Genomic DNA, 26,223 nt, shown 5'->3' on the forward strand with positions numbered 1-26,223 from the left:
GGCTGCGAGCCCGGGGATCCATCCGGCACCCCACATCCGGCTAGCAGCAGGCGGCGGAAGCCGATCCTCGAGCGGCGGCCGTCACACATGTATCGCTGCTGATGTGAGCGTGACATCGCCAAGACCATTCATCCGGTGGTTGGCCGAGATGCCTCGGTCAGCGGGTCACGTCCGCTTGACGGGAGTCGTGTATCGACGGCCAGTCGGCGATCTCGTATTGAGGCTGTTCGGTGAGTTGGCAGGGCAGGACGGTGTCGTCGGTCTCTGACACGCTCGGGTGACGCTGGGCCGGCCTTGGCCAACACATCGAGTCCCATGTAGCGGCGGGCCTCGGTCCATTGGTCGTTCTGCTCGGCCAGCACCGCGCCGACCAGCCGGACCAGGGGGCGCGGTCGGTGCCGACCACGTGAATGCGACAGCGGATCTCCTGAGACCGTGTCCCACGTCGCAGCCATCATCCACGTCCTGGTCAGCGATTGCGCCCGCCGTCAACTGCCGCCCTGCTTCGGGATATCGAGTCGAAGGCTCACCGCCCGTTCCTGATCTGGTCGAGAACCGGCGTCTGGGGTCGCCTGCACGAGGCAATGCCGCACCGGCCTCGACGATGCGGACCTCATCGAGGCCGCTACTTCAAGCCCGAGGGCCTGCACGCGAACAAAGCCTACGACCGCAGGGACCTGCGGAAATGGTTACGCGGCAGCGCATCGGAGTCCGGATCGCCCGCAAAGGTATCGACTCCCGCGAACGGCTGGGCCGTCGCAGGTGGGTGATCCAGAGGACGATGTCGTGGTTGTCCGGCTACCGCAGACTCAGCCCCGCTACGAGCGCAATCCCCAACTTCAGCCGAGGTGAAGGCTGGGAACCGGCCCGTATGCTCGCCTCATAAGCGCGTCATGCCACGCGCCTGGCTTCGTCGGCAAGGAATCCCAAGCCACTCACTTCGTTGTCAAACGCATCGACTAGACAACAGTGGTCGAACTCGCTGCGCCGATCGTTTTGCAGGATCTCAAACTTCGGATCGGAATCTCACGGCTGGTGCCAGACGGATGTCGGATCCGACGTTGCGTTGAGACGTGCAGATTGCGCCTGTACCGCCTTCGAGTTGAAACGCCGACTCCCGGAAGGCCAAGCGGCTGCGCCGGGAACAGTCGGTTCGGTCGGCACCGTTGCATCGACCGAGGGACCGGCGCCGCACGGGCGGGGGACACGGAGATCACAAGGTCGTCCGCCCCGTCAGGGCTCCGGGCCTCAGGATCGCGGTACACCCGCCGCGCGCTCGTACCAAGACGTATTTCTGCAGGAGGACTGCTTCATGACTGACCGGCCCTTGACGCTCATGGCCGTACACGCTCACCCCGACGACGAGGCCACCGGAACCGGAGGGGTCCTCGCGCGATATGCCGCGGAAGGCATCCGCACGGTTCTCGTGACGTGTACCGACGGCGCTTGCGGTGACGGACCGGGGGGTGTCAAGCCGGGCGATCCCGGGCACGATCCGGCGGCGGTCGCCATGATGCGCCGTCAAGAACTGGTGGCGAGCTGTGAAGTCCTGAAGGTCAGCGATCTGGAGATGCTGGACTATGCCGACTCCGGGATGATGGGCTGGCCGAGCAACGACGCCCCCGGATCCTTCTGGCGGACCCCCGTGCAAGAAGGCGCGGCCCGACTCGCGGAACTCATGCGGCACTACCGACCCGATGTGGTCGTCACCTACGACGAGAACGGCTTCTACGGCCACCCCGACCACATCCAGGCCCACCGCATCACAATGGCGGCGCTGGAGATGACCGCGCTGACACCGAAGGTGTACTGGACCACGATGCCCCGCTCGATGATGCAGCGGTTCGGGGAGGTCATGCGCGAGTTTCAAGAGGACATGCCGGAGCCGGATCCTGCCGAGGCCGCCGCGCTGGCCGAGATCGGCCTCCCCGACGATGAGATCACCACGTGGGTGGACACCACCGCATTCAGCGGCCAGAAGTTCGACGCACTGGCCGCGCACGCCAGCCAGGGCGAGAACATCTTCTTCCTCAAGATGGGCAAGGAGAGGTTCGGCGAATTGATGGGCATGGAGACCTTCGTACGCGTCCAGGACGCCACCGGCGCGGCCGTACCCGAGAACGATCTCTTCGCCGGACTACGCTGATCCGCCCGTCCGACCCGGGACCGGGGAAGCCCATCGGCCGCGCGGCGCGATCGAACGCGTCACACATCCGGAGGGCTATCCACGGCGGTTCCGCTCCAGCGGGCCGCAAATAGCCGCTACCCCACCGGCACGTTGCGGAATGCGGTGTGCGGCCTCGGGTTCATGGTCATGACGCCCGAGGCCGTCTTCACCGGCCTCCCACCGATGGGGCGCGCCGCGGTCCGCCAGCAGGACAGACAGCTTCGCCCGAATGGCAGCCATGCTGAACGATTCCGTGCGGGCGCTGTTCTCCGCGCCGGTGCCCGCCGCCCTCGCCACTGTCAACCAGGACGGAAGCCCGCAGCCGTCGGGCACTGCGGCTAGCGGCTGATGCCGGCGCGGCCTCGGCTCGGAGCCGGCGCTCGTGTCTTCGGAAGCCCCGGCTGCAAGAGGCCGGGGCTTCGCCGTCTGCTCCACCTGGGCCCGCCGAGTTGCGTTGGCGGCAGAGCAGCGCGGACCAGAGGGTTGTCCTCTGTCGTCGGTACCGCCGCTGATGCCTCGGCGCCGGTGCATCAGTCAGGCTCCCACCCGCCTCTGCCCGGGCCGGGGGTGCGCAGTTCGCCGTGCACCGCCCAGGCCACCGACACCATCGGCACCGCCACGACCGCGCCGATCACCCCGGCCAGGATGCCGCCGGCGATGACGGATACGGCCACGACGACGGGGTGCAGCCGGACCGCCCAGCTCATCACCAGCGGATGCAGGACGTGGCCTTCGATCTGGCCGACGATGACGATCAGCGCGAGGACCGCGATCGCGATGGCCGGCCCCCGCGAAGCCAGGGCGACCACCGTGGCCACGCCCAACGCGATAGGTGATCCCACCAGCGGGATGAACGCGGCGACGAACTCCAGCAAAGTCAGCGGCAGCGCCAACGGCACCCGCAGCACGAACAGGGCGACGCCGACCAGCACCGCGTTGGTGGCCGCCACAATGACGATGCCCCGCGTGTAACCGGCGAAGGTCCGCCACGCCGCGCCGCCTGCGCGGCCCCAGGGATCCCGTGCTCGCTGCGGTAGCCCCTCTTGGAACCAGCGCCAGAACCTGTCGCCGGAGTGGATGAAGAACAGGGAGCAGAACAGCGCGAGCACCCCCGCGGTAAGCACCTCCACGAGGCGCCCCGCACCGCTCACAGCGCTGCTGATCAATGTGGAGCGGTGCTCGGACACGAAGGAGCTCACCTTGCCCTGGAGGTCCGACATCACCGCGGGACTCACGTGGAAGGGAGGCCCCTGCAGCCACCGTTCGATGCGCCCGATGCCCCCGCTGAATTCCCGCCCCAGCCGCTCCCACTCGCTCGCGACCAGTTCACCGACCAGTGCCAGCAGGCCAAGGACCGCCATCAGGCTTCCTGCCACACTCACCACCACTGCCAGGGTCCTCGGCAGCCATCGCGCCAGCAGATCGGCGAGTGGACGCAAGACGGAGGTCACGACCAGGGCGAGGAACAACGCCACAGCGACCAGCTGCAAACGTCCCAGAATCGCGAAACCCGCGTACGCGGCGGCCCCGAGCACCAGCAGCCGCCACGCATACGCGGCACCCACGTCCAGCCCGTGGTGCACGGCCACGCCGCCCCCGGCCCGCCGCAGCATTGACGCCCGGCGCGCACGGGCCACCGTCCCGACTCCGCGGGCCGGCCGACTGCCCAGCACGACGTACCGCATCCGCCGTCGGCCACGACCGGCACCACGGCTGCCACCGGGCCCCGCACCCGGATGTCGGCGCGACCGACGCAAGGCATCGCTCACCTGCACGTCACCGCCTTACGTCATCGAAACCACGCAGCTACGTGTCCCCCCAGAGGCGGCCTTCTAAATCGCCGGTGGACTCACGGACCAGCCAGGACAGAACGGAACCCACCACAGGGGCGAGCGACACAAGAAAAACCGCAGATCGATCCGCCACATGCCAGGACTGCGCCGTCCGATGGCTGGGGACGCTTGGCCGCCCGGAGCCGCGTCACTGTACGTGTTTTGACGATTACGCACGGTACAGGCGCCGGTGCTACGTCGCATCCCGCGCCGGAGGCTCCGCCCGGGCCGCCGGAACCGCCGGTTCGGGGAGGGACTCACCAGCAGCGCCACGTCGTCCCGGGAGGCGCCCCGGTGAAGCGCAACGAGGCCCGGCCGCACCGCCAAGACCAGACCCTTGAGGTCCGCCGGACCGGTCGACAGGACCGGCACCCGGACGGGCGGCAGGCAGAAGGGCCCGGTCGCGTCCCGGGCCTCCGTCACCACGTCCGTCACCTGCGGCACCGGACCGCCCAGCACCCTGGACGCCGGAGCAACCAGAGCGCCCAGCAATCCGGGCCCGTACGGCTGATCAACGCGTCCGCACCGCCCGTGCGGTCTTCCTCCTGCGAGCGGAAACAACGACGCATGCGGTCATCGCCTGTGACGACCACGCCGACGAACAGCCGCATCCACTCCACACACGCGGGCACGAAGCCGCGGAGCGGCGCACCACGCAAGGAGATCGGACAGGCCCGCGCCGACGGATGACAGGCACCCGCTTCGGCGCGGGAGAGGACAAGGGGTACGACGGTGCGGCGCTGACAGACGTGGGATCGCGTCCACGCGCGCGAACGGCGGCCGGCAGATGTTCAGGTGCCGAGCGGGCTGCTCGCGCCGTTGAAGCGGATCAGGGGCACGACGGCCTTGCGGAGGACGCCGTAGTGGCTCGGCCGGCCCAGCACCAGTGTGTGGTCGGCCACGGGGCAGGCGCGCTCCACCCGGCAGACGGCCGTGGCCAGCGCGGCGTCCAGCAGGGGTACGCCGTCGACGAGGTGATGAGGGACGGTGGCGAAGCGGTCCCCCGGCGCGGTGGCGAAGTGACCCGCCAGCGCCGTCTGATCGCCGGCGAGCACGTTGACCCCGAACACGCCCCGCGCCCGGAGCGTCGCCAGGGTGCGGCTGCCGTCGGCCAGGCAGACCAGGAGCAGGGCGGGCCGAAGCGACACCGAGGTGAACGCGGTCACCGTGCATCCCACCGACCGCCCATGCCGCCGACTGGTGACGACAGTGATTCCGGTGGCCCACGTCCGCATGAACCGGTGGAACTCGTCCGCCCCGTCCGCCCTGTCCGACCCGTCTGCCCTGTCCTGCCTGTTGGAGACATCCGGCTCGTCCCGAGCGGGCTGCGCTGCGGACACGTCCTGCGGCGGGTGGAGGCGGCTCATGCCGCACCGGCCGGCACCGCGGAGCCGGCGGCGGTGCGCGCCGCGTCCAGGTCAGCCTGTTCCGCGTCGCGGTCCCCCAACTCCCGGTAGCACTCGGAGCGTTGACGCAGCAGCTCGGCGTGGTCGGCGCCGGGCAGTCGGAGCGCGAGGGTGTAGTCGTCGACCGCGGCCTGCCACAGTCCGGCGGCCTGGCGCACATAGGCCCGGTTGTAGCGCAGGTCGGGGTCGTCCGGATCGAGTTCGACGGCCCGGGTCAGGTCGCGCTGCGCCGTTTCGACGTCTCCGGAGTCGAAGGCGAGCGCGGCACGGCCGGCCAGGGCCGCGACGCAGTCGGGGTCGTTCTCCAGGGCCAGGTCGAAATCATGACGGGCGGATTCGGCCGCGCCGGCCTCCCACGCCAGTTGGCCCCGCACCTGCAACAGACGCGCGTCGTCCGGAGTCAGCCGCAGGCCCTCCCGCAGCAGCGGCTCCACCGGCTTGGTCTGCCCGGTTTCGAGGAGCAGGCCGATGAGGTTGACGCGGGCGTCGAGTTCGGTGGGTTCGAGTTCCACCACCCGGCGCAGGTCGGCGATCGCCGCCTCCGCGTCGCCCATCTCGGCCAGCAGGTCGGCCCTGTTGAAGTGCACTTCCCAGAACGGGGGGCTGAGCGAGATCGCGGTGTTGTAGTCCGCCAGCGCGGCGGCGTTCTCGCCCAGCTTGTGCAGCAGCTCGGCCCGGTCGAAGTAGTAGTCGGGGTAGTTGGGGTCGAGACCGATGACCGTCGTCAGGTCCGCCAGTGCCGCCGGCAGTCGGCCCAGCGCCGCCAGGACCCGGCCCCGGTTGTGGACCAGGACGGAGCGGTGCAGCCGGTGCCGGTCGGCCGGGAGCTCCGCGTCCAGGCGCGTGAGTCCGGCGTCCACCAGGCGCAGGGCCTCGGGCAGGTTGCCCAGGTGCATCTCGACCAGGGCCATGCCGTTGCGCTGGAAGACCGAGTGGAAGCTGCGCTGCTCGGCGTCGGGCAGCAGGGATGCCAGCGTGATCGTGTTGCTGAGGTAGCTCTTGGCCAGCTGGTGGTCGCGCAGGTCCGCCGGGTGGAGCCGGGTGTAGAGCATGGCCATGGCGTAGCCGGTGAACATCTGCGCCATGGGCAGGGCGTAGCGGGCCCGCACCTCCAGATACAGCTTTTCGGCCTCCCGTGTGCGCCCCAGCAACGCCAGCGCGGAGGACATCTTGCCGCTGAAGTCCCAGTAGCGCTCGGCCTGTTCGGGATCAATGATGGCCCTGGCCCGGTCGCCGTAGTCGAGAACGGCGTGCCACAGGCCCAGACCGGCGGTGTAGTAGACGGCCTCGTGCAGGGCCTCGCCGCCGGCTCCCGCCGGGTCGGTTCCGCGTTCCAGATGGTAGGGGACGGCGCCCAGACGCAGGCTCCAGTCGCCCTCGCGCAGCAGCAGGGCGGCGCGTTCGTCGTGCAGCCGGGCGCGCAGGCCCGGGTCGGCGGCTTCGTAGGCGGCCAGCGCGCGGGGGTCGTCGGAGGTTCCGTCGGAGGTGATGTACGCGCTCAGCAACTGGGCCTGGTCCACGCTCGCCCGGGCGGTGGTGGTGGTCGCCGTGTCGGTGGGGGTGAGCCGGGTCGTGTACCGGGCGAAGGCCGAGACCAGTTCGTCCGGCAGGTCACCGCCGCGGCTGCCGACGGTGACCGAGATCGGCACGCCCTGCGTGCGCCGGAGCAGGATGGCGAGGAATTCCTGGTCGGTGTGGTCGGCCTCGTCGACGTCCGTGAAGCACAGTCCGAGCGGCCCGGATCCCCGCAGGCTCGTGTAGGAGTGGAGGAACTCGACCAGTCCGTGGGCGAGTCGGCGGGTGCGCGCGGCGGCGTAGATACGGGTCCGTTCCTCGGGGACGGCCAGTGAGGTGAGGGTCTCCGGTGCGGCACCGATGCGCTCCTTGAGTTCCGGGGCCATCGTGAGGATCTCGATGGCGTGCGTCCGCACCAACTCGGGCCATCGCTCGTACGCGTCCGGGACCAGGGCACGGACCAGGGATCCCGCTCCGGTGTACGGGCCGCGCAGCCGGCGGTGGCAGCCGACCGTCACGTCGGCCGGTTCGTCGCCCGATCCGGTGGGGTCGGAGCGCCACAGGTGGGTGTTCATCAGGATTCCTCCGTGGATACCCCCGCGTTCAGGCGGGGGAGGAAACGGACTCCTGCGGAGCAGGGCAGGGAGCGGGGTTTCGCCCCCAGGGCGAAAGACCGTTCGTCACCGAGCGTCAGGAGTGATGCTGATCGGGTGATAGGGTCGGTAGTGCCCGGTCGGCGACAACCAAGCCGTCCGGGTCTACCGCCGGGCTGGCGGGAAGTCAGGTCTGTGGAGCTTGCGTAAGACCATGGGCGGTACACCGTCCCTTGCTGGTAACCCCAGGTGGCTGCGGGCTGTGAAGCAGAAAGCCCAACCCGCGAGGGAAGGAATCCCCTTCGTTCACGAAGGGGAGGAGGTCAAGAGTCTTCCTTCAGGATGAGTCGGTACCGGAACGCGACGCCTCGCGGCGAGAGACCAGGATCAGGAGCGTGAACTCGGCGGCGAAGAGGCCGACCGACGTGGCGGAGTCCCAGAAGCGGCCGCCGCCTGCCGTGCCGTGTGCCAGGGCCGGGCCGAGCCGCGTCACGAAGCCCACCAGCAAGGGGACGAGGGCGAGTACGGCGGTCGCCAGGAGGAAGCCGACACCGCCGACAGTGAGCAGCGCGAACCAGGGCGCCACCTGGCGGTCGCGCTCCGACCAGGCGGATTCGGCGCCGTAGTCGGCGTCGGCATCGGCATGCCGGATGCCCGGCAGCCGGCTCGCCTTGCGCCGGAGGTAGGCAGAGGTGGCGCCGTGCAGGTCGTCGCAGCCCAGCAGGGTGGTGAACACGTAGTACAGATCGGTGCGCAAGAAGACGTAGAACTGCCAGACGAGCCGCAGCAGGACGGTGTACGCGACGGCGAGTGCCAACCGGCAGGCCCAGCCCGACCCCGCGGCCCCCACCAGGGTGAGGACGCTGAACAACAGGACGTCAGCGACCATGCCCGCCAGGAACGGCAGATAGCGCTTCTTCCTCGGGACGCTGTACAGACCGTCGAGGTGGGCCTCCACGACCACGAAGAACAGCCGCCGGCTCACCGACAGCCGAGTCGGCAGTCCCAGCCGCCGCCCGGCCAGGACATGGAACAACTCGTGCCAGGCGAGGGCCGGCAACTGGGCGAGCGCCAGCGTCAGTTGGACCACAACGAGGGACGGTGTGAAGAACACGGCGTCCGCGTGGGGCCGTACCCGGGGATGCGCAACCATGACGGCCACGCAGGTCACGACCAGGGTCGTGTGGACGACCCAGGCCGGGAAGGAGAAGGTCCACGCGCCGAGCCGCAGCATCCGCAGCCGAGGCGGCGCCGGCGCCGGCTGCGACCCCTCCCTGACGAAGCCCAGCTCGCGCAGGGTGGACACGAAGTCGCCGATGTCGACGCTCTCGCCGAACTCCCCCAGGTACCACCGGGCCGCCTCATCGGCCGGGTGGCCGGCGGCGAGCCGACGCAGCAGGGCCGCGCCGTCGTGGGGCAGCACGGCGTAGGACTCGGTGTCGGGACGTCCCACGACGACGCCGTCGCGCTCGTCGACGAAGGTCAACGGGTGGAATTCGATGGCCGGCATGGGCGTCGCGGACCTCCTCGGCATTGCGGTGCGGAAGAGCCGCACCCCCGCCCGCCGCGGGACGGCGGAGGGGGGTGCGGACAGGCGGCGTCAGCAGCCGACGAACGTGTAGGCCGACGCGGACGACGTGAGCTTGATGGAGCCGGTCTTGCGAACGGTGATCTTCTTCATGGGTTTCACCTCCCCGGGGTAGCTGGTGCCGATCGTGCGGAGCACCGCCGGGTGGGCGGCTCGGCAGCCAACACTGGCAGCGGGCCCGCCGCGGCACATGGGTAGAGCGCCCCCATCTTCGGTCGGCCGCCGACGGCCGCAGATGGGGGTCGCACCCCCATGCGGGACACGGACCCGGTGCCGCAGGGTGGAGGGCATGCGAGACGACGCCCTCTCAGTCATCGTCTGCGGCTCCAGCGCGGCGAGTCAGCTGCCCCTGTACCTGACGTGGCTGCGCCAGGAGATCGACCTCGGCCTGCGGGTCCTGCTCACCGCCGACGCCACCCGGTTCGTCCAGCCCCAACTCGTCGCCTGGTATGCCGACGAGTCCTACACCAGCGATGATCCCGCCCTGAACCCTGTCGAGTTCGCCAAGCGCTCCGCGGCCGTCGTCGTGCTGCCGGCCACGGCGAACACACTCGCCTCCGCGGCCCTCGGCCTGGCCGCGACCCCGGCCCAGACCGCCCTGCTGGCCGCCGAACGCCCGGTGCTGTTCTTCCCGAACATGAACCGCACCATGTGGACCAAGGAGCCCATCCGCCGCCACGTCGCCGTACTGCGAGCCGACGGCCATACGGTCGTGGAGCCGCAGGAGCAGGTGGTCTTCGAGCTGTGGCGGCGCGAGAACGCGGTGGGCATCACGATGCCCGCGCCGGACGAGACGGCGTCGACCGTCTTCGCCTGGCTGGAGAAGACGCTGGTGGACGACGGGCAGGACGAGGGACCGACGGTCGGCTGATCGGCCCGGCCAGGCCAAGCCGTCAGGAGGCTCGGCCACCCGGCGGCGCGTATCCGCCGACCGTCTCTCGTGCCCTGCCGGTCATCACCTGGCCCTACCGTGTCCGTGTCCGCCTCATCCCTCGGCGTGCCGGATCCGGGCCGCATACACGTTGAGCGCCGCCCGGTTGCCCTGATCGGTCTTGATGATCAGGCTGGCGACGTGTTTCTCGACGGTGCGCGGCGAGATGAACAGCCGGGCGGCCAGCGCGCGGTTGTCGAGCCGGTCGGCCAGCAGCCGCAGCACCTCGTACTCCCGTGGCGTCACGCCGAGCAGGCGCAACGGCTGCGGGACCCGCCCGTCGGCGGTGTGACGGTGGGACACCACCGCACCGGCGCGCCGCAGCAGACTGCGGCAGGCCCCGGCCACGGCCGCAACTCCCGCCCCGTGGAAGTACTGTTCGGCCCCGCGCAGCCAGGGCACCGGATCGCCCCAGCCGTCCGCCAGCGCGGCCTCGGCGACCAGGCGCAGTCCGAGATGCGCGGCCGGCGGAAACGGCTTCGCCAGTGCCCCGGCGTTCAACACGGCGTCGGCCGCCTCGTCGCCACGTCCGTGCCGCCCCAGCCTGACGGCCCGGGCCAGCAGCACGAACTGCGCGTTCCAGCGAAGTCGGCCCGCCTCGCCCGGGTCCGGCGGGTCGGGGCGGTCGGGGTCCGCGTCGGCGGCCAGCGCCTCCAGGAGCAGGGCCAGGCCGTACTGTCCGGTCAGGGGATACGGCGCCGGACGTACGGCGTTCCCGGCCGTCGCCCGCTCCAGCGTCAGCCGGGCCAGGTCACGGTCCTCCTCCAGCAGCGCGCAGACGACCCCGCCCAGCCCCTGGGCCAGCGACGCCCACGGCGAGCACGGTGCGCCGGTGCCGAACGACGCGCCCAGGAACTCTTCCAGCACATCGCGCCTGCCCTGGTGGGCCGCGCTGATGGCCCGTACCGCCGCCAGGACGTGCACGTCGCCGCCGGTGAGCCCCGGCTGTTCCTCCCGCGCCCGGTAGGCGTCGGTCAGGCGCCGGGCCTGCGCGTACTCGCCCCGCAGCACATGATCCAGCGCAAGCACGAGGTCGGCGGAGGTGCGCACCGCCCGCGCTCCGACGTGCCAGGCCTGCCGGCGCACACGCAGCAGGGCGTTGCGTTCGCCGTCCACCAGCCAATGCTGGCCGGCGAGTTGCAGCATGGCGTGCAGCCGCCACAGCGGCAGTTCATGGGCCTCGGCGAGGGTGCGCATCCGGGTGAAGCAGTGCGACGCCTCCTGCGAGCCTCGCTGCAAGGCGAGTTGACCCCGTACCCGCCAGGCCCGGCAGGCGACGGCCGGCAGTCCGGTGCGCTCGGCCTTGTCCGTGGCCTGTTCGGCGAGCCGACCGGCCGTCGGCGGGGCGTGGACCGTCAACTCGGCCTCGACCGCATCGAGCGCGGCGGTGTGCCTGTCCTCCGCCTCCGGGCCCAACGCGCAGCGTCCGGCGTCCACATGGGCAAGCCCCACCGCCGGCCGCCCGTCGGCGTGCCACAGCCAGGCCAGCCGCGTGTGCAGTCGCGCCACATGAACCCCCGCCACCCCGGGCCCGTCCAACTCGTCCAGCGTGGAGGCGAGTCGCAGGCCGCGATCGGTCCGCCCGCTCTCCGCCAGCGCGACCAGCAGCTCATCGAGGACGTCGATCCGCACCTGCGGTTCGTCGGCCTCGCCGAGCAACTCCCATGCCCGCGTGAGTTGTTCCACTGCGATGGAGACCCGCCCCGCCGACAGGGCCCGGCGGCCGGCCGTGGCGAACAGCGACGCGGCCCCCGGCCGGTCGCCGGCAGACAGCCGGAGTTCGGCGGCGAAGGGGCACCACCGGCCCGGAAGCCCGGAATGCAGTTCGGCCACCGCCTCGGCGGTGCGGCGGGCCAGCGCGGCCCGATCCGCCGGCGTGAGCTGCCCCAACAGCGCTGCGGCGGTCAGCGCACCGTGGAAGCCGTACCACTCGCAGGCACGGTCGTCCGCCGTGATCAGCCCCGCCGTCCCCGCCGCGCGCAACTGCGCGAACAGCTGCGCCTCGGTCAGTCCCCACGCCTGGCGCAGCACCGACACCGGGAACCTTTCGCCGATCACCGCCGCGGCGGACAGCAGCCGGTGTCCCTCCGGCCCGAGCCGTGCCGCTCGCCGCGCGATGCTGTGCTCGACCGCCGCAGGCACGGGACAACGCACCCCTGCCACCAGCCGGCAGCCCTGCGGGCCGGTCACGAGCCCGCCGGTGCCGACCAGGGTGCGCAGCAACTCCTCGGCGACGAACGGGTTTCCGCCGCTGTCCACATACAGCCGTTCCACGACGTCGTACGGCACCGCGTCGCTGCCGATGCCGAGGCAGGACGCCGCGAGCCGCGCCACCTCGGTCCGGCTCAGCCCGCGCAGGATCAGCAGTGTGCCCGCACGGCGCCGCGCCAGGGCCCGGGCGAGGTCCCACGGTGCACCCGGGCCGGATCGGAAGGTGACCAGCAGCACGATGCCCTGCCCGGCAATGTTGTCCGCGAGGTACTCCACCACGGCCAGCGTCGCCCGATCGGCATCGTGCAGGTCCTCCAGAACGAGCAGGCTCCCCGAACCCGCTCCGGCCGCGGACACCAGGCGCAACACGGACTCGGCCAGGGCCACGGGCGAGTCCTGCGGACGGTGGACGCCGACGACGGTTCCGTCCTCCTCCCGAAGCCCGGAAGGCTGCTCTGCGGTGCCTGACCGTAAGTGCGCGTATTCGGGTACGACACGACCGAGCACGGCGCGATACGGCCCCAGCGTCCGGATGTCCGGGCCTTCGCCCTCGCGGAAGAGACAGGCCAGGGCCTCGCTGAGGGGCCGCAACGGTACGGCGGGGCTGACCGGGCTGCCCCGGCCGAGCAGCACGCGCATGCCCCGGCCCCGGGCCGACTCCGTCGCCTCCGCCACCAGCCGGGACTTGCCGATGCCGTCCTCGCCGGTCAGCAGGACCGCCGTGCCCAGTCCCCGCCGCGCCCCGTCCAACGCCTCCTCCAGCAGGCGGAGTTCTTCTTCACGGCCCACACAGATCGATAAGTCGTCCTTGCGCACTGCCGACATCGCTCCCCCGCGATCAGCTCGTGTCCTGACGTGACCGTCATGTGCTGTTCGGAGCGGCGACCCGTGCGGATGGATGCATCGGCCCGCCGCGCACCGGGCAGTGTGGATTCACCGCCGGCACCCGTCACTCCGGGTTCCGCCCAGCGGACTCCTGCCGTCGCGTCGGATCGTCCGGGCCGGAGCCGGCGTGTTGCAGGTGTGGGGAGGAACCTGGAGCGATCACGGGAAGGGCGGCTTGGGCAGCGATGACCAGATGTCTGCCCGGGGGATGGGAGTCTGGCGGGTTTTTGAGTCACAGTCGACGTACTCGGACGAGGGGGAAGCCGTGGCGGGGGAAGGAAGTTGGGCGACGGAACCCAGTCTGTTCGAGCTGGAAGCCGTCGTGGTGGGGCAGCCGAAGCGTTCACGGTGGCGCAGATACGTGGGCCCCGCCCTGGCCGTGTCCACCGTGGAGGGGACCCCGCTCGCCCAGCTCATGTGCGCCGACGACACGCACTCCGTCCTCACGAAGACGTCCGGCGAGTTCCTCGTCCGTATCGAGCAGTTCGGGCCGGTGGAGTTCCGCTTCACCGACGCCGCGGACCGGCAGGTCGGCACCGCCGGTGCCCGTGGACTCACCAAGACCCGGCAGCTGAGCCTGCGGACGGAGCAGGGACGCCCACTCCTCCTCTCGCGGCCGGGTCTGCTGTTCACGCAATGGCATCTCACGGAGACCGATCCGGAAGAGGGCCCGGCGCCGGAGCTTCTCGGCCGGGCCACGGTGAGCACCATCGACTCGTGGATCGGGTTGCAGCAGTACCTTGTCGAGATGGACCCGCGCCTGGACGCCTCCGAACGGCGGACCGTCCTCGCCTCGGTCGTCTGTCTGCACCTGCTCCGCCGGCCTCCGGGTGACAGCACCGCGCCAGGGTGAGTGCGGCCCGGGTGCTGCGCCCGGGACGGTTTGCCGGGTCGTGTCGGGTGTCAGCGCGGTCGCCGGAGGAAAGCGCCGAAAGCCCCGAGCCGCGGGCGTAGTTGCCTCTCCCCCGCCGCTCCCGCCCGAGGCACCGCCAGACGGCGCCCCCTCCGCCAACGAGCCGGTGCGAGCCACCCGCGTCTTCCAGCCGGGTGCTGGCCGAAAGACCGCGAAGGCGTTGACAGGCCGCCCGGCAGATTCATAGCTTTTCAAATCATCGATATTTCCGACGATTGAGAAACTTGATCATTGAGGCTCGGGGGAAAGATGAAGGAACGAACGACCCAGGTGCCGCAGCAGGCTCCTGACGCCGGGGCGGACAGCACCGACGGGGCCGATGGCGCGCGGGGATGGACGCTGGCCGTCGTGTGCGTGGCCACGTTCATGCTGCTGCTCGACCTGACCGTGGTGAACGTCGCGCTCCCGGACATCCGGCAGGCCTTCGACGCGAGCTTCACCTCGCTGCAGTGGGTGCTGGACGCCTACGCGCTGGGGCTCGCCGCAGTGCTGCTGACGGCCGGGTCCCTGGCCGACCGGCTGGGCCGCAAGCGCGTCTTCAACGTCGGCTTCGTCGTCTTCCTGCTGGCCTCGCTCGCGTGCGGTCTCGCCGGCGACGCCGTCAGTCTCTCTGTCGCCCGCGGCGTCCAGGGCCTGGGCGGCGCCGTCCTGTTCGCCGTCGGTCCCGCGCTGATCGGCCAGGAGTACCGGGGCAGGGACCGCGGCAAGGCCTTCGGCATCTTCGGGGGTGTCGTCGGCCTGTCCATCGCGTTCGGACCGCTGATCGGCGGCGCGCTCACCGACGGACTCGGCTGGCGGTGGATCTTCCTCGTCAACGTCCCGGTCGGTCTGATCGCTCTGGTCATCAGCCTGTTGCGGATGCGTGAGTGGCGGCAGGAGTCGCAGACCGCTCTCGACTGGTGGGGGCTGGTTCTGTTCTCCGGTGCGTTGAGCCTGCTCGTGCTGGGGCTGCTGCGCGGTGAGACCGAAGGGTGGGCCAGCGCGCCGATCGTCGCCATGTTCGCCGCCGCCGTCGTCCTGCTCGTCGTGTTCACCCTGGTCGAGCGGCAGCGTGGTGAACAGGCCATGCTCCAGCTGTCGTTGTTCAGGAACGTCACGTTCAATGGGGTCTCGGCCGTCACGCTGCTGTGCGCGGCCGCGACCATGTCCGCGATCTTCCTCCTGGTCTCCTACGTGCAGAACGTGCTGGCGTTTTCGCCCTGGGAGACGGGCCTGCGCTTCCTCCCGCTGACGCTGACCCTGTTCGTGGCGGCCGCGGCCGCCGGCTCGCTGACGACCCGGGTGCCGCAACGGCTGCTCATGGGGGTCTCGCTCACGCTCATCGCGGTCGGGCTTGCCCTCGTCGCGCTCACCGGCCCGGACACCCCGTGGACCGCGCTGCTGCCGAGCATGTTCGGGATCGGCGTGGGGATGGGCCTGTTCAACCCCTCCCGCGCCTCGCTGTCCATCGCCGTCGTCGAGCCGTCCAAGGCGGGCATGGCCTCGGGCATCAGCGAGACGTTCCAGCAGGTGGGCGTCGCCATCGGCATCGCCGGCTTCGGCGCCGTGTTCCACAGCCGCGTCACGGACCTGTTCGTCGGGTCCGAGGCCGGACGTCAACTGGGCCCGGCCGCCCACAAGTTCGGGGAGGCGGTCGCGGCGGGCGGTGGAGCCGAGGCGCTGAGCCGTGCACCCCGGCAGCTGGTCCCCGCCCTCGACCAGGCGGCACGCACCGCCTTCGTGGACGGACTGACCGACGTCATGCTCGTCTGCGCCGCCGTCGCTGCCGTCGGTGCTTTCGTGGGATTTGCCTTCGTACGCACCCGGGACCTGCACGAGAGTGCGCGCATGGAGAACCAGGACAGCGCCCGGGTGGACAACCGTGACGGTGCGCAGACGGTTGTGCAGGTGGGCGCGGGCAGCGTCGGCGCCCACGGTCACGAGAGCCCCGGCGACACCGCCGGGCCTGTCGCACCCGCCATGGGCCTCGGTCAGGAACCGGCCACCGAGCCGCGCTGAGGGGGGCGCAGCGACCGGGCAGCCGCGTCGAGGGGGCGCGGCTGCCCGGCCTTGGAGGCCGACGGACACGCCCAGTACCCTGCAAAAGACCGACGATCGGCACAGGAGACGCTCGGCGCGGCCAACGGTTGTCTGCCTGCCGGGCACGGTCACCTCAGCGACAAGGGGAGCGGACCGTATGACACAGGCGACGCCCAGCCCGGCGGAACCCGCCGGACTCGACCTGCCCCTCGTCCGCAGGACCGGATACCTGCTGCACAAGGCCGGCGTGCTCCTGATGGAGGATGCCGAGCGGGCCCTGGCCGCGCAGGGTATGCGCATGCGCTACTTCTACGTCCTGGCAGCCCTGGAAAGCGGCCTCAGCCTGTCCCAGCAGGACCTGAGCCGACTGCTCAACCTGGACCCGACCACCATGGTCGCGCTGGTCGACGAGATGGAGGGCGCGGGCCACGTCGAGCGTCGGCGAAACCCCGCGGACCGCAGGCGGTACATCCTGAGCCTGACCGACGGCGGCCGCGAGGCTCTCGAGCGCGCCGGACACGCCGTCGACCAGGTGGAGCGGGACTTCCTGGCCGCCGTACCCGCAACCGACCGCGACCGGCTGCGGACCCTGCTCGGGGAGCTGCTCGCCGATCGCTGGCCGCGCGTGATCGCCTGCGAGTGATCCACTCTCTGCCTTTCCTCATGCGCGGATTTCAACTCTCCACTTTACTGGAATTCTGAAATCCACCCCGGAAGGCTTTTTGCGGAATTAATTGGTCCGCTCCCTGATACACCTTTCCGCGGAATTGTGGAGAGCATCACAGGCCCCCTTGAGTCTTTACTCTGCGCCAACTCGAACGTGTTAGTGTTTTCGTGTCCAGAGCCGACCGCTCCAGGACGGCTCCGGTACACGGGCATCACGCCCGCAACACGGGGAGAGGTACACGGGGGAATGAGCAGCACGGATTTAATCTACGGATCTTTTGACAGCTGCCTCGGTCCAGGCACCACGCGCTTCTTCGGAACCGGGTACAAGCGAGTCGTCCAGGACCTCAAGGACATCACCACCGACGGCTCGGACCAACCGGGGGCACTCGTCACGGCACGGGGCACCCTGGCCTATCCGCAGGACTGGTCCCGCAAGTCGGGCAACGGCGAGCTGCGGCCGCATCTCAGCAGCATCGACGCACTCGTACTGGCCGTGACGCTGGCCGAGGTGCACCTCGGCCGGGCCTTCGGTCTGACGGCCGCTCAACAGCGCCGCACCTGGCTGCGGCAGGCCGACGTCCGCGCAGGGAGCGCTCCGCACGAGGACCTCGCGGACTTCCCCGTCGAAGGCCGGCTCGTGGCCTGTGACGGACCGGAGTCCGGTCGTACGAGCGGAAGCACGACGTTCGACTGTCGGGTCGGCGGACTGCGTGTGCGCTGCACGCTCGTACACGAACACGGCGGCAAGGCCGAAGGCCCGGCGACCTTCGCCGACGCCGCGCAGGCCCTGGGTCCGGCGAGCGCCCGGCACTACGGCGAGGGCTACAAGAACCGCAACCAGTACGCGGAGCACGTCCACGTCGATCTCGAACGGCAACGCATCCAAGGCCGTCAACGCGTCGTCACCGCACAGCCGAACAACGAGGCGCTCGGGGCGGAAGCCGCCTACGGGCCTTCCGTCTCGCCGGTCGACGCGCTCGTGGGCGTGGCCCAGCTGGCCCAGGCCCTGCTCTACGCACAGGACGGCCTGACCCGCAGCAGCACCAACACGCTCTGGATGCGGCGCTTCGTCATCGACACTCAGACGCCGGTACGGCCTCTGGGCCGCCACTTCGCAACCACCGTCCGCACCGCCGGCACCCGGCTGCTCACCATGGGCGGGGAGACCTGGCGCACCGCGGAGCTGACCGTCGACGACTTCTCGGGCATCAGCGGCCGCTGTTCACTCGCCCACCGGCTGCCCACCGCCGCCTGACCGCACGCACCACGCCCGCCGCGCGGGCAGCCCTTTCCGGCGCCACAGCCGACCGCGTCATTCCACCGGTACATCGTCATGTGCACGGCATTCAGGGAAAGGCCAGAAAAGGAATGGCGCGGCCAGCCGGCCTCGGAAGGCTCGGCATCACAAAAATTGCAGCAACAGCACGGGGGATGAAATCAGCCATGCGTTTTTCACCGACGTTACGATTCGGAAACGTACTCGTCGTACTCGAAGGACCTGCCCGAGTGCTCTGGAAGGAGCCGACACCGCAACCCGGCACGCGGCACTGGACACCCACCGGAATCTGGCCCGACGAAAACCAACTGGCGATGGTGCGCGAGCACATCGAAAGGGAACGACCGCTGCTGGTCCTGCTCGACGAGGCCCACAGCCGCATACCGATGCTGCGGCAGGAACTGCAGGCCGCGCCCTGCCATCTGCTCCATTCCCTCACCGCCGGTCCCGACCAGATGGTGGACGACGAGGTCGTCGAGTTGCAGCTGCCGTTCCTGGACTGGCTGCCCGACGCTCACCGGGACCGGGCCGCCCGCTTCCTCAAGGACAGCGACGCCGCCCTGTCCCGAACACCGGTGGCGCTCCTGCCTCCACTGCTGGCGGAGGAGACACACGACGGACTGCCGACCAGTCCCCGTTTCGCCCGGCGAGTGTTGCCGAACGCGCTGACCGCGGGGCGACTCGCCGCGGCCGTCCAGCACCTCTTCGTCAACGGTCCGCAGCCGTGCGCCGCCGCGGGCAGCGGAGGCGGGGCGCGCCGATGAGGAACACCGAGCACGAGCTCCAACGGGACGCCCACGCGAGCGACGGCGACCTGTACGCCGCCCTCCCGGGCGACCCCTGCAAGGTCCCCAGCCAAGGGGAGATCGGCTCACTGATCGCCGTGACGGCGGCCGCGAATCTCACGCTCGCCCACCGCCGGAGCACCCATCGCCGTCCTGCACCTCACGAGGACGCCACCGGGAAGCAAGGGAGTCACTGATGGGACGCTCGGTCCTGATCACCGGGGGCAACCGCGGCATCGGACTCGCGGTTGCCCGCGCCCTCGCCGCGGACGGCGACCGCGTCGCCATCACGCACCGCGACACCGAACCGCCCGCCGGGCTGTTCGCCGTACGCGCCGAAATGACGGACACGCAGAGCATCGACACCGCGTTCGAGAAGGTGGAGGCCGAACACGGGCCGGTCGAGACCCTCGTCGTGAACGCGGGCATCACCCGCGACACGCTGTTCCTGCGCATGGACGAGCGGGACTTCACCGACGTCGTCGACGTGAACCTCCACGGCGCCTTCCGCACGGTACGGCGCGCCGTGCGCGGCATGGTGCGGGCCCGCTGGGGCCGGATCGTGCTGATGTCGTCGATGACGTACGCGTACGGCGCACCGGGACAGGTCAACTACGGGGCCGCCAAAGCCGGAATGCTGGGCATGGCCCGCTCCCTCGCCTGGGAACTGGGCCCCCGCAACATCACGGTGAACGTCGTCGCGCCGGGCCTGATCGACACGGACATGAGCCGCGAGATCACCGACCGCCGACGCGAACACCTGCTGTCCATCACGCCGTTGGGCCACTCCGGGCAGGTGGAGGACGTCGCCGCCGCGGTGCGGTACCTGACGGGCGACTCGGGCCGCTACGTCACCGGAGCCGTCCTGCCCGTCAGCGGCGGCCTGGGCCTGGGCGGATGACACCAGACCGCCCAGCGGCAGCAACCCACCGCAGGCGCCACCGGTTCCACGGCCACGGCCTCCACGACATCCCCAACATCACCGGCTACCACCGACCTTCATGACGAGAAGAGAACACCCATGAGTGACACAAGCACTCCCGCCGTCCACACAGCCTCGGCATCCGCCGCCCCCGTCCCGGAGCGCGGCCTCCACCTGGCCATCTCCGGCACGTACTCCAGCGGCAAGAGCACCACGACCGAGGCCCTGTCGATAGCCACCGGCATTCCGCGCACCCATGCCATGACCTCCCGCGAGATCCTGATGGACCTCGTCCCGGGCAAACAGGTCCAGGAACTGAGCGCGTCGGAACTGACGATGCTCGGGCTGCGGCGACTCGAGGAACGCATCCACCACGAGGCGGGGACGGGACCGTTCATCTCGGACGGGTCCGTGATCCACGAGTGGATCTACGGGGAGGCCCGGATGCGCGTCGGCATCAACCCGGGAGCCGGCCTCCTCACCAAGGCCGTGAAGAACATCGCCGGGCTGCCGGTGAAGCGGTTCTACCGCCAGTACATGGACGCCTACGGGGCCGTCACCAAGGCCCGCGCCAAGCGGATCTACGACGCCTACGTCCACCTGCCCGTGGAGTTCGCCATGAAGGCCGACGGGCACCGGCCGGTGTCCGAGAAGTTCCGGAAACTGTCCGACGACCTTCTGATCGAAACACTCGAAGAGCTGCAGATCCCGTACCACGTGGTGGGCGGCAGCGTCCGCGAACGCGTGGCAAAGATCATCGACATCTTCGATCTGCCGCTGGTGATGCCGCTCGACGAAGCCATCGACCAGGCCGGCGTCCGCGTCCGCAAGGCCATCGAGGTCCTGGAAGAGGACGACCGGTTCCACGAAGCACAGCGCACCAAGTCCCTGCGCCGACGCATCGGGTACGCGATGCGCTTCTGACCCACCACAGCGGACCCTCCCCCACCGGCGCCGGTCAACTCAACCGCTCCTGATGGCTGTTGAGTTGCCGTCGCCGGCGGGGGTGAGCCGGACGTGTGGGGCGCCGCGGGTACGCTGCCGCTTGGGCGCGCCGCGCCTTGCCGGGGATCAGGGCTGTTCGCCGTACCAGGTGAGGTCGTCGGCCGTCGTGGGCAGGTGCCCGTTGCGGTCCGCCAATCGCTCGGAATCCCGGTCGTCGAGGTTCACTTGGAGCACTCGGTGGGCGGCCCGGCGCCAGCGCTCGAAGGTCTCCGGCAACGCCGTCGCGAGCCGGTGGACATCGGTCACGCGCAGTCTCCCGCCCAGGCCGGCGGCGCCGGTCGGGCGCACCCGGCGCAGTTCCTCACCCGTCAGCAGGTGCACCGCCCGGTCCAACGACACTTGCTCGCACCGGGGCAACTCTCCTTCCGCGGAGGCCGTGTAGAGAGCCAGCGCGACGAGTACGACGGCCATGTGCGCGTCGAGAGCGTTGCCGCCGGCGGGCGGGTACAACCATTCGTAGACGTCTCCGTCGGTGGGCACCGCCCAGACGCACAACCGCCGCGCCCAGTGCAGACAGTCGGTCAGCGGGGGAATTCCCGTCGTGGTCAAGACCAGGCCCTCCCAACGCAGTTGACGCTCGGGGGCGCTGGGCGAAGGTGGGTGCAAGGTGTGGTCCTCGGTGATCCGCGGCAGCATGTCGACCCTGACCACCGCGCCGGGAAACCGGCCCTCCGCACCCGAGGCACCCAGGTGCAGCAACTGCCGTACCCCACAAGCGGCCACCTCGGGATCACTCCATTCGTGGCCCTCGGCGCACTCCAGATACGCCGCTCGCCCGCGAGCCACCAGGGTCAACCCCGTCGTACGACCGCAGCGGGGGCAGTACAGCGGCTCCTGCAGTACGTCGTCGATCAGATCCCCGTACCTGGCCACGACGATCTCACCGCCGACCAGCAGGCGGACCACTCCCTGCACGCCGTGTCCCTCCGAGTTCCTCGAGTGGACCGATGGATCACTGTCCTACCCGAGCGGTGACCGAATATCCGCCACGCACGATCGCAGGCCGTCGACGAGAGGGTGAATCGGGACCGCACCGGTCAGGACAGCGCCTTCCGCTACGACCGGCCCGCCGAGGATTCCCGACGTCCCGCCAGTCCCCGGCCACCGAATGGCTGTTTGCCATGACAAGTAGTCAGCGGCCGCTCATACATGCCGCTTCGACGCTGTCCATGCCACAACAACCGTGCTCTCCCGCCCCATTGTGTTGAGCAGTGTGCGGCCGTACTGTTCGGCTTTGCGTGAGTCTGTTTGATGCTGATTGCTCAGTCGGTTTGGAGGCCGAAGTGCGGAGTAATCGGATCGGTCCGGAGCCTGCGAGACCCGGCCGCCAGAGGTGGTGGAAGGCACTCCTCGCGACGGCCGCGGCCCTCGCCCTGGCCACCGGCATGACCGCCCCCGCCGCGGCGCAGGAGGCCGGCGGGCAGGCACCCGCCGCCGCCCCAGCCGCCGACCCGCAGGCGCACACGGTGAGTCTCGACGGCTACTCGTTCCTCGTCGACGGCAAACGCACCTACCTGTGGTCCGGCGAGTTCCACTACTTCCGGCTCCCGAGCCCGGACCTGTGGCGCGACATCTTCCAGAAGATGAAGGCCGCCGGCTTCAACTCCACCTCGCTCTACTTCGACTGGGGATACCACTCACCGAAACCGGGTGTGTACGACTTCAGCGGGGTACGTGACGTCGACAAGCTGCTCGACATGGCCGAGGAGGCCGGGCTCTACGTCATCGCCCGCCCCGCGCCGTACATCAACGCGGAGGTCGACGGCGGCGGCCTGCCCGGCTGGCTGACCACCAAGGCCGGACACAACCGCAGTGACGACCCGCAGTTCCTGAAGTACGCGGACGAGTGGCTGACGCAGATCGACCGGATCATCGCCCGCCACCAACTGACCAACGGCACCGGGTCGGTCATCGCCTACCAGGTCGAGAACGAGTACTACAACGGCTCCGCCGCCGGCCACTCCTACATGAAGCACCTGGAGGACAAGGCCCGCGCCGACGGCATCACCGTGCCGCTGACCGGCAACAACAACGGCACCTTCAACTCAGGCACCGGCGCCCTGGACGTCGACGGCCCCGACTCCTACCCGCAGGGCTTCGACTGCTCCAACCCCTCGAAGTGGAACGGCGTCCCCGACATCAGCTACGACCACCCGGCCGGCAAACCGCTGTACTCGCCGGAGTTCCAGGGCGGCGCCTTCGACCCCTGGGGCGGGCCGGGCTACGACAAGTGCGCCGAGCTCATCAACGACCAGTTCGCCAACGTGTTCTACAAGCAGAACATAGCCGTCGGCGCGACCGCGCAGAGCTTCTACATGACCTACGGCGGCACCAACTGGGGCTGGCTGAGCATGCCGCGGAACTACACGTCGTACGACTACGGGGCCGCGATCCGCGAGACCCGCCAGCTCGATCCGAAGTACGACGAGGACAAGCTGATCGGCTACTTCACGCAGTCGGTCGCCCCGCTGACCAAGACCGAGGCGATCAGGGCCACGCCGCCGGACGACTCTTCGGTCGTCGACACCGCCCGGATGAACCCCGACACCAAGACACAGTTCCACGTCCTGCGGCACGGCAACTCCACATCCACGACGGTCGACAAGACGCACATCGCACTGGACTTCAACGCACAGCCGGCCGCGGACACCATCTACACCTGGGACGACCCCGACTCCGCGCTGCAGTACGCCGGTTCCTGGTCGCACGTGGCCAACACCAGCTACACCGGCGGCGACTACAAGCACACCGAGTCGTTCTCCAACAAGGCCGGTGACTCACTCACCGTCCCCTTCGACGGCACCGCGATCCGCTGGATCGGCTCGAAGACCAACAACCACGGCTATGCCGACGTCTACCTCGACGGCACCAAGGTGGCCACGGTCGACGACTCCGGCGGCGAGAACCAGGCCGTGCTCTTCCAGAAGACCGGCCTGACACCCGGGGCCCACACGCTGAAGATCGTCGTCGCCGGGAACCACAGCTCGGGATCCACGGACAACTACGTGGCCATCGACGCCATCGACGTGCCGACAGCCGCAACCGCCGAACCGACCTACCCGGTCGTGCCCCAGCAGCCGGGCACCGCGATCACCCTCGACGGACGCGACTCCCACGTGATCGTGGCCAACTACCGGCTCGGCGACACGCAGTTGCAGTACTCCACCTCGGAGATCATGACCAGCGCGGCCATCGGCGACCGGGACGTCGCCGTCCTCTACGGCAACGACGGCAGCGACGGAGAGACCGTCCTCCGCTACGCCTCCAGGCCCACCGTCACCACCACCGGCGGCACGGCCACGACCACCTGGGACGAGGCCACCGGTGACCTGCGGCTGAACTACACCCACAAGGGCCTGATCCGCATCAGCATCACCGGCGGCGGGAAGCGCCCGCTGCTGCTGCTCGTCGCCGACAAGGCCACGGCCAAGACCTTCTGGCGCCAGGACACCGCGAGCGGCCCGGTACTCGTCCGCGGCACCCACCTGCTGCGCACCGCGACCCCCCTGAACGGCGGCCGCACCATGGCGCTCACCGGGGACAACGCCGACGACAAGAACATCGAGGTATTCACCTCCGCCGACCAAGTCACCTGGAACGGCAGGGCGTTGGACGCCCAGACCGCCGACACGCCAAGCCTCACCGGGAAGATCCCGGCGGCCGCACCGATACACCTGCCGACACTGACCAACTGGAAGCACACCGAGGAGTCCCCCGAAGCGGCACCCGGTTTCGACGACTCCAGCTGGCAGGTGGCCGACAAGACAACCACCAACAGCGTCTCCGGCGTCAACTCCCTGCCGGTGCTCTACGCGGACGACTACGGTTTCCACACCGGCAACACCTGGTACCGCGGCCGCTTCCGCGCCACCGACAAGGAGACCCGCCTCCACCTCGTCTCGGACTCCGGCGGAGACGCCCAGGCAGTCTCCGCCTGGCTCAACGGCACCTTCCTGGGCAGCTCCACCACAGGCAGCGCCGACTTCACCTTCCCGGCCGGTGCGGTCAAGTCCAAGGGCGACAACGTCATCTCCGTGCTCACCGTGAACATGGGACACGAGGAGGACTACAACTCCACCAACGGCAACAAGACCGCACGCGGGCTGACCAGCGCCTCCCTCGTCGGAGCCCCGCTGACCTCCCTCACCTGGCGGGTCCAGGGCGTACGCGGCGGCGAGGACCTGCAGGACACCGTGCGCGGTCCGCTCTCGACCGGCGGCCTGTACGGCGAGCGGGCCGGCTGGTCCCTGCCGGGCTACCCGGACGCCAAGTGGAACCGGGTCTCCCTGCCGACGACCGACACCCGTCCCGGGGTCTCCTGGTACCGCACCGACGCCAACCTGGACCTGCCACGCGGCCAGGACACCTCGCTCGGACTGACCTTCACCGACGACCCCTCACGCAAGTACCGTGCCACGATCTTCGTGAACGGCTGGCAGGTCGGCAACTACGTCAACTACCTCGGCCCCCAGCACACCTTCCCGGTCCCCAACGGCATCCTGAACCCGCACGGCCGCAACAGCATCGCCATCGCCGTATGGAACCTGGACGGCACCACCGGCGGCCTCGGCAAGGTCGCGCTCACCAACTACGCCAGCTACGCCTCGTCCCTGCGGGTCGCGCAGAACGACAGCCCCCGCTACGACCCTCAGAAGTACGCGATGCCGAAGCGTCCGGGAGCGGATGTCACCCTGGACGTGCCCAACACCGCCGCGTCGGGGCAGGCCTTCACTGCCGAGGCGACGGTGCGGGTACCGAAGGACAGGCCCGCCGCCTCCCGGCTGACAGCCTCGCTCACCATGCCGGACGGCTGGAGTGCGAGTGCCACGAGTCCGACATCGGTCAAGCGCCTGCAACCCGGCGCATCGGCCACCATCACCTGGAAGGTCCAACCACCCACGGAGACCCTGCCCTCCGCCTCGGCCATCACGGCCACGGTGCACTACCGGCAGAACGGACAACAGGCCTCGAGCCAGGACGAGCGCATCGTCCGCGGGATCCCGCCGGCCCCACCAGCCGGCAAGAGCGCAGTGAGCGACCTGCCGTTCCTGTCCTCCACCAACGGATGGGGTCCGGTGGAACGCGACAGCAGCGTCGGCGAGCAGGCAGCCGGTGACGGCCGTCCGATCACCATCGCCGGTGTCGGCTACACCAAGGGCCTGGGCACCAACTCCGTCAGCGCCGTGCAGCTCTACCTCGCCGGCAACTGCTCCCGGTTGACGGCGAACGTCGGTGTCGACGACGAGACGGGTGGTGCGGGAACGGTGACGTTCTCCGTGATCGCCGACGGCAAGACCTTGGTGACCACGCCGACGATCCGCGGCAAACAGGCCGCCGTGCCGATCGATGTCGACGTCAGCGGCGCCCAAGTGCTCGACCTCAAGGTCGGTGACGCCGGCGACGGAAACGGCAACGACCACGGCGACTGGGCGCAGCCGACTCTCACCTGCAGCTGAAAAGCGCGCTGCGACCGTCCTCGCAAGGCACGGTGCAGCTGACACATGCG

17 protein-coding genes and 1 pseudogene are annotated in these 26,223 nt (G+C 69.9%); 12 read left to right on the forward strand and 6 right to left on the reverse strand.

What is annotated here, in order from left to right:
* Positions 1-447 precede the first annotated feature (447 nt).
* Together ABZ880_RS30365 and ABZ880_RS30370 are read left to right on the forward strand one after the other, a co-directional pair.
* Positions 448-837 (forward strand): annotated as a pseudogene (locus ABZ880_RS30365) (IS5/IS1182 family transposase); the annotation flags it as partial.
* Positions 838-1,312: 475 nt separating this feature from the next.
* Positions 1,313-2,146 (forward strand): PIG-L family deacetylase, encoded by an 834-nt coding sequence (locus tag ABZ880_RS30370; RefSeq protein WP_361269055.1) that lies wholly within the window; start codon positions 1,313-1,315, stop codon positions 2,144-2,146.
* A gap of 551 nt (positions 2,147-2,697) precedes the next feature.
* On the opposite strand, the gene ABZ880_RS30375 is transcribed toward ABZ880_RS30370, so the two are convergent.
* The 4 genes from ABZ880_RS30375 to ABZ880_RS30390 form a co-directional block, all read right to left on the reverse strand.
* Positions 2,698-3,780, reverse strand: coding sequence for an AI-2E family transporter (locus ABZ880_RS30375; RefSeq protein WP_361269483.1), 1,083 nt, complete (start codon positions 3,778-3,780; stop codon positions 2,698-2,700).
* Between the two features lie 1,010 nt (positions 3,781-4,790).
* Positions 4,791-5,366: a flavin reductase family protein gene (locus tag ABZ880_RS30380; protein ID WP_361269057.1), complete on the reverse strand. Its 576-nt coding sequence runs from the start codon at positions 5,364-5,366 to the stop codon at positions 4,791-4,793.
* Positions 5,363-7,495 (reverse strand): tetratricopeptide repeat protein, encoded by a 2,133-nt coding sequence (locus ABZ880_RS30385; protein WP_361269059.1) that lies wholly within the window; start codon positions 7,493-7,495, stop codon positions 5,363-5,365. The genes ABZ880_RS30380 and ABZ880_RS30385 overlap by 4 nt, the downstream gene beginning before the upstream one ends.
* 355 nt (positions 7,496-7,850) lie before the next feature.
* Positions 7,851-9,023 (reverse strand): hypothetical protein, encoded by a 1,173-nt coding sequence (locus tag ABZ880_RS30390; RefSeq protein WP_361269061.1) that lies wholly within the window; start codon positions 9,021-9,023, stop codon positions 7,851-7,853.
* Positions 9,024-9,390: 367 nt separating this feature from the next.
* Between ABZ880_RS30390 and ABZ880_RS30395 the strand changes: the two genes are divergently transcribed.
* Positions 9,391-9,972, forward strand: a complete 582-nt coding sequence (locus ABZ880_RS30395; protein WP_361269063.1) for a flavoprotein — start codon at positions 9,391-9,393, stop codon at positions 9,970-9,972.
* A 114-nt stretch (positions 9,973-10,086) separates the two neighbouring features.
* On the opposite strand, the gene ABZ880_RS30400 is transcribed toward ABZ880_RS30395, so the two are convergent.
* The gene (locus tag ABZ880_RS30400) at positions 10,087-13,068 is read right to left on the reverse strand and encodes an AAA family ATPase (RefSeq protein ID WP_361269065.1); all 2,982 of its coding nucleotides are present in this window, start codon (positions 13,066-13,068) and stop codon (positions 10,087-10,089) included.
* Between the two features lie 325 nt (positions 13,069-13,393).
* On the opposite strand from ABZ880_RS30400, the gene ABZ880_RS30405 reads away from it, so the two are divergent.
* From ABZ880_RS30405 to ABZ880_RS30440, 8 genes are all read left to right on the forward strand, one after another.
* Positions 13,394-13,981: a hypothetical protein gene (locus ABZ880_RS30405; protein WP_361269068.1), complete on the forward strand. Its 588-nt coding sequence runs from the start codon at positions 13,394-13,396 to the stop codon at positions 13,979-13,981.
* 309 nt (positions 13,982-14,290) lie between these two features.
* Positions 14,291-16,039, forward strand: a complete 1,749-nt coding sequence (locus ABZ880_RS30410; protein ID WP_361269070.1) for an MFS transporter — start codon at positions 14,291-14,293, stop codon at positions 16,037-16,039.
* Positions 16,040-16,217: 178 nt separating this feature from the next.
* Positions 16,218-16,703: a MarR family winged helix-turn-helix transcriptional regulator gene (locus ABZ880_RS30415; protein ID WP_361269073.1), complete on the forward strand. Its 486-nt coding sequence runs from the start codon at positions 16,218-16,220 to the stop codon at positions 16,701-16,703.
* A 270-nt stretch (positions 16,704-16,973) separates the two neighbouring features.
* On the forward strand, positions 16,974-17,984 hold the full coding sequence (locus ABZ880_RS30420) for an AvrD family protein (RefSeq protein ID WP_361269076.1): 1,011 nt from the start codon (positions 16,974-16,976) through the stop codon (positions 17,982-17,984).
* Between the two features lie 251 nt (positions 17,985-18,235).
* Positions 18,236-18,769 (forward strand): hypothetical protein, encoded by a 534-nt coding sequence (locus ABZ880_RS30425; protein ID WP_361269078.1) that lies wholly within the window; start codon positions 18,236-18,238, stop codon positions 18,767-18,769.
* On the forward strand, positions 18,766-18,987 hold the full coding sequence (locus ABZ880_RS30430) for a hypothetical protein (RefSeq protein WP_361269082.1): 222 nt from the start codon (positions 18,766-18,768) through the stop codon (positions 18,985-18,987). Before ABZ880_RS30425 ends, ABZ880_RS30430 begins: the two co-directional genes overlap by 4 nt.
* The gene (fabG, locus tag ABZ880_RS30435) at positions 18,987-19,691 is read left to right on the forward strand and encodes a 3-oxoacyl-ACP reductase FabG (RefSeq protein ID WP_361269085.1); all 705 of its coding nucleotides are present in this window, start codon (positions 18,987-18,989) and stop codon (positions 19,689-19,691) included. Before ABZ880_RS30430 ends, fabG begins: the two co-directional genes overlap by 1 nt.
* A gap of 120 nt (positions 19,692-19,811) precedes the next feature.
* The gene (locus ABZ880_RS30440) at positions 19,812-20,636 is read left to right on the forward strand and encodes an ATP-binding protein (protein WP_361269088.1); all 825 of its coding nucleotides are present in this window, start codon (positions 19,812-19,814) and stop codon (positions 20,634-20,636) included.
* Between the two features lie 147 nt (positions 20,637-20,783).
* Here the strand turns inward: ABZ880_RS30440 and ABZ880_RS30445 are convergent, their stop codons facing one another.
* Positions 20,784-21,632 (reverse strand): hypothetical protein, encoded by an 849-nt coding sequence (locus ABZ880_RS30445; RefSeq protein WP_361269091.1) that lies wholly within the window; start codon positions 21,630-21,632, stop codon positions 20,784-20,786.
* 368 nt (positions 21,633-22,000) lie between these two features.
* Between ABZ880_RS30445 and ABZ880_RS30450 the strand changes: the two genes are divergently transcribed.
* Complete coding sequence (locus tag ABZ880_RS30450; RefSeq protein WP_361269093.1) at positions 22,001-26,173, forward strand: beta-galactosidase; 4,173 nt, start codon at positions 22,001-22,003, stop codon at positions 26,171-26,173.
* The last annotated feature ends 50 nt before the right edge of the window (positions 26,174-26,223 follow it).

The organism is Streptomyces sp. NPDC047043 (genome assembly GCF_040644055.1).
Taxonomy (GTDB): domain Bacteria; phylum Actinomycetota; class Actinomycetes; order Streptomycetales; family Streptomycetaceae; genus Streptomyces.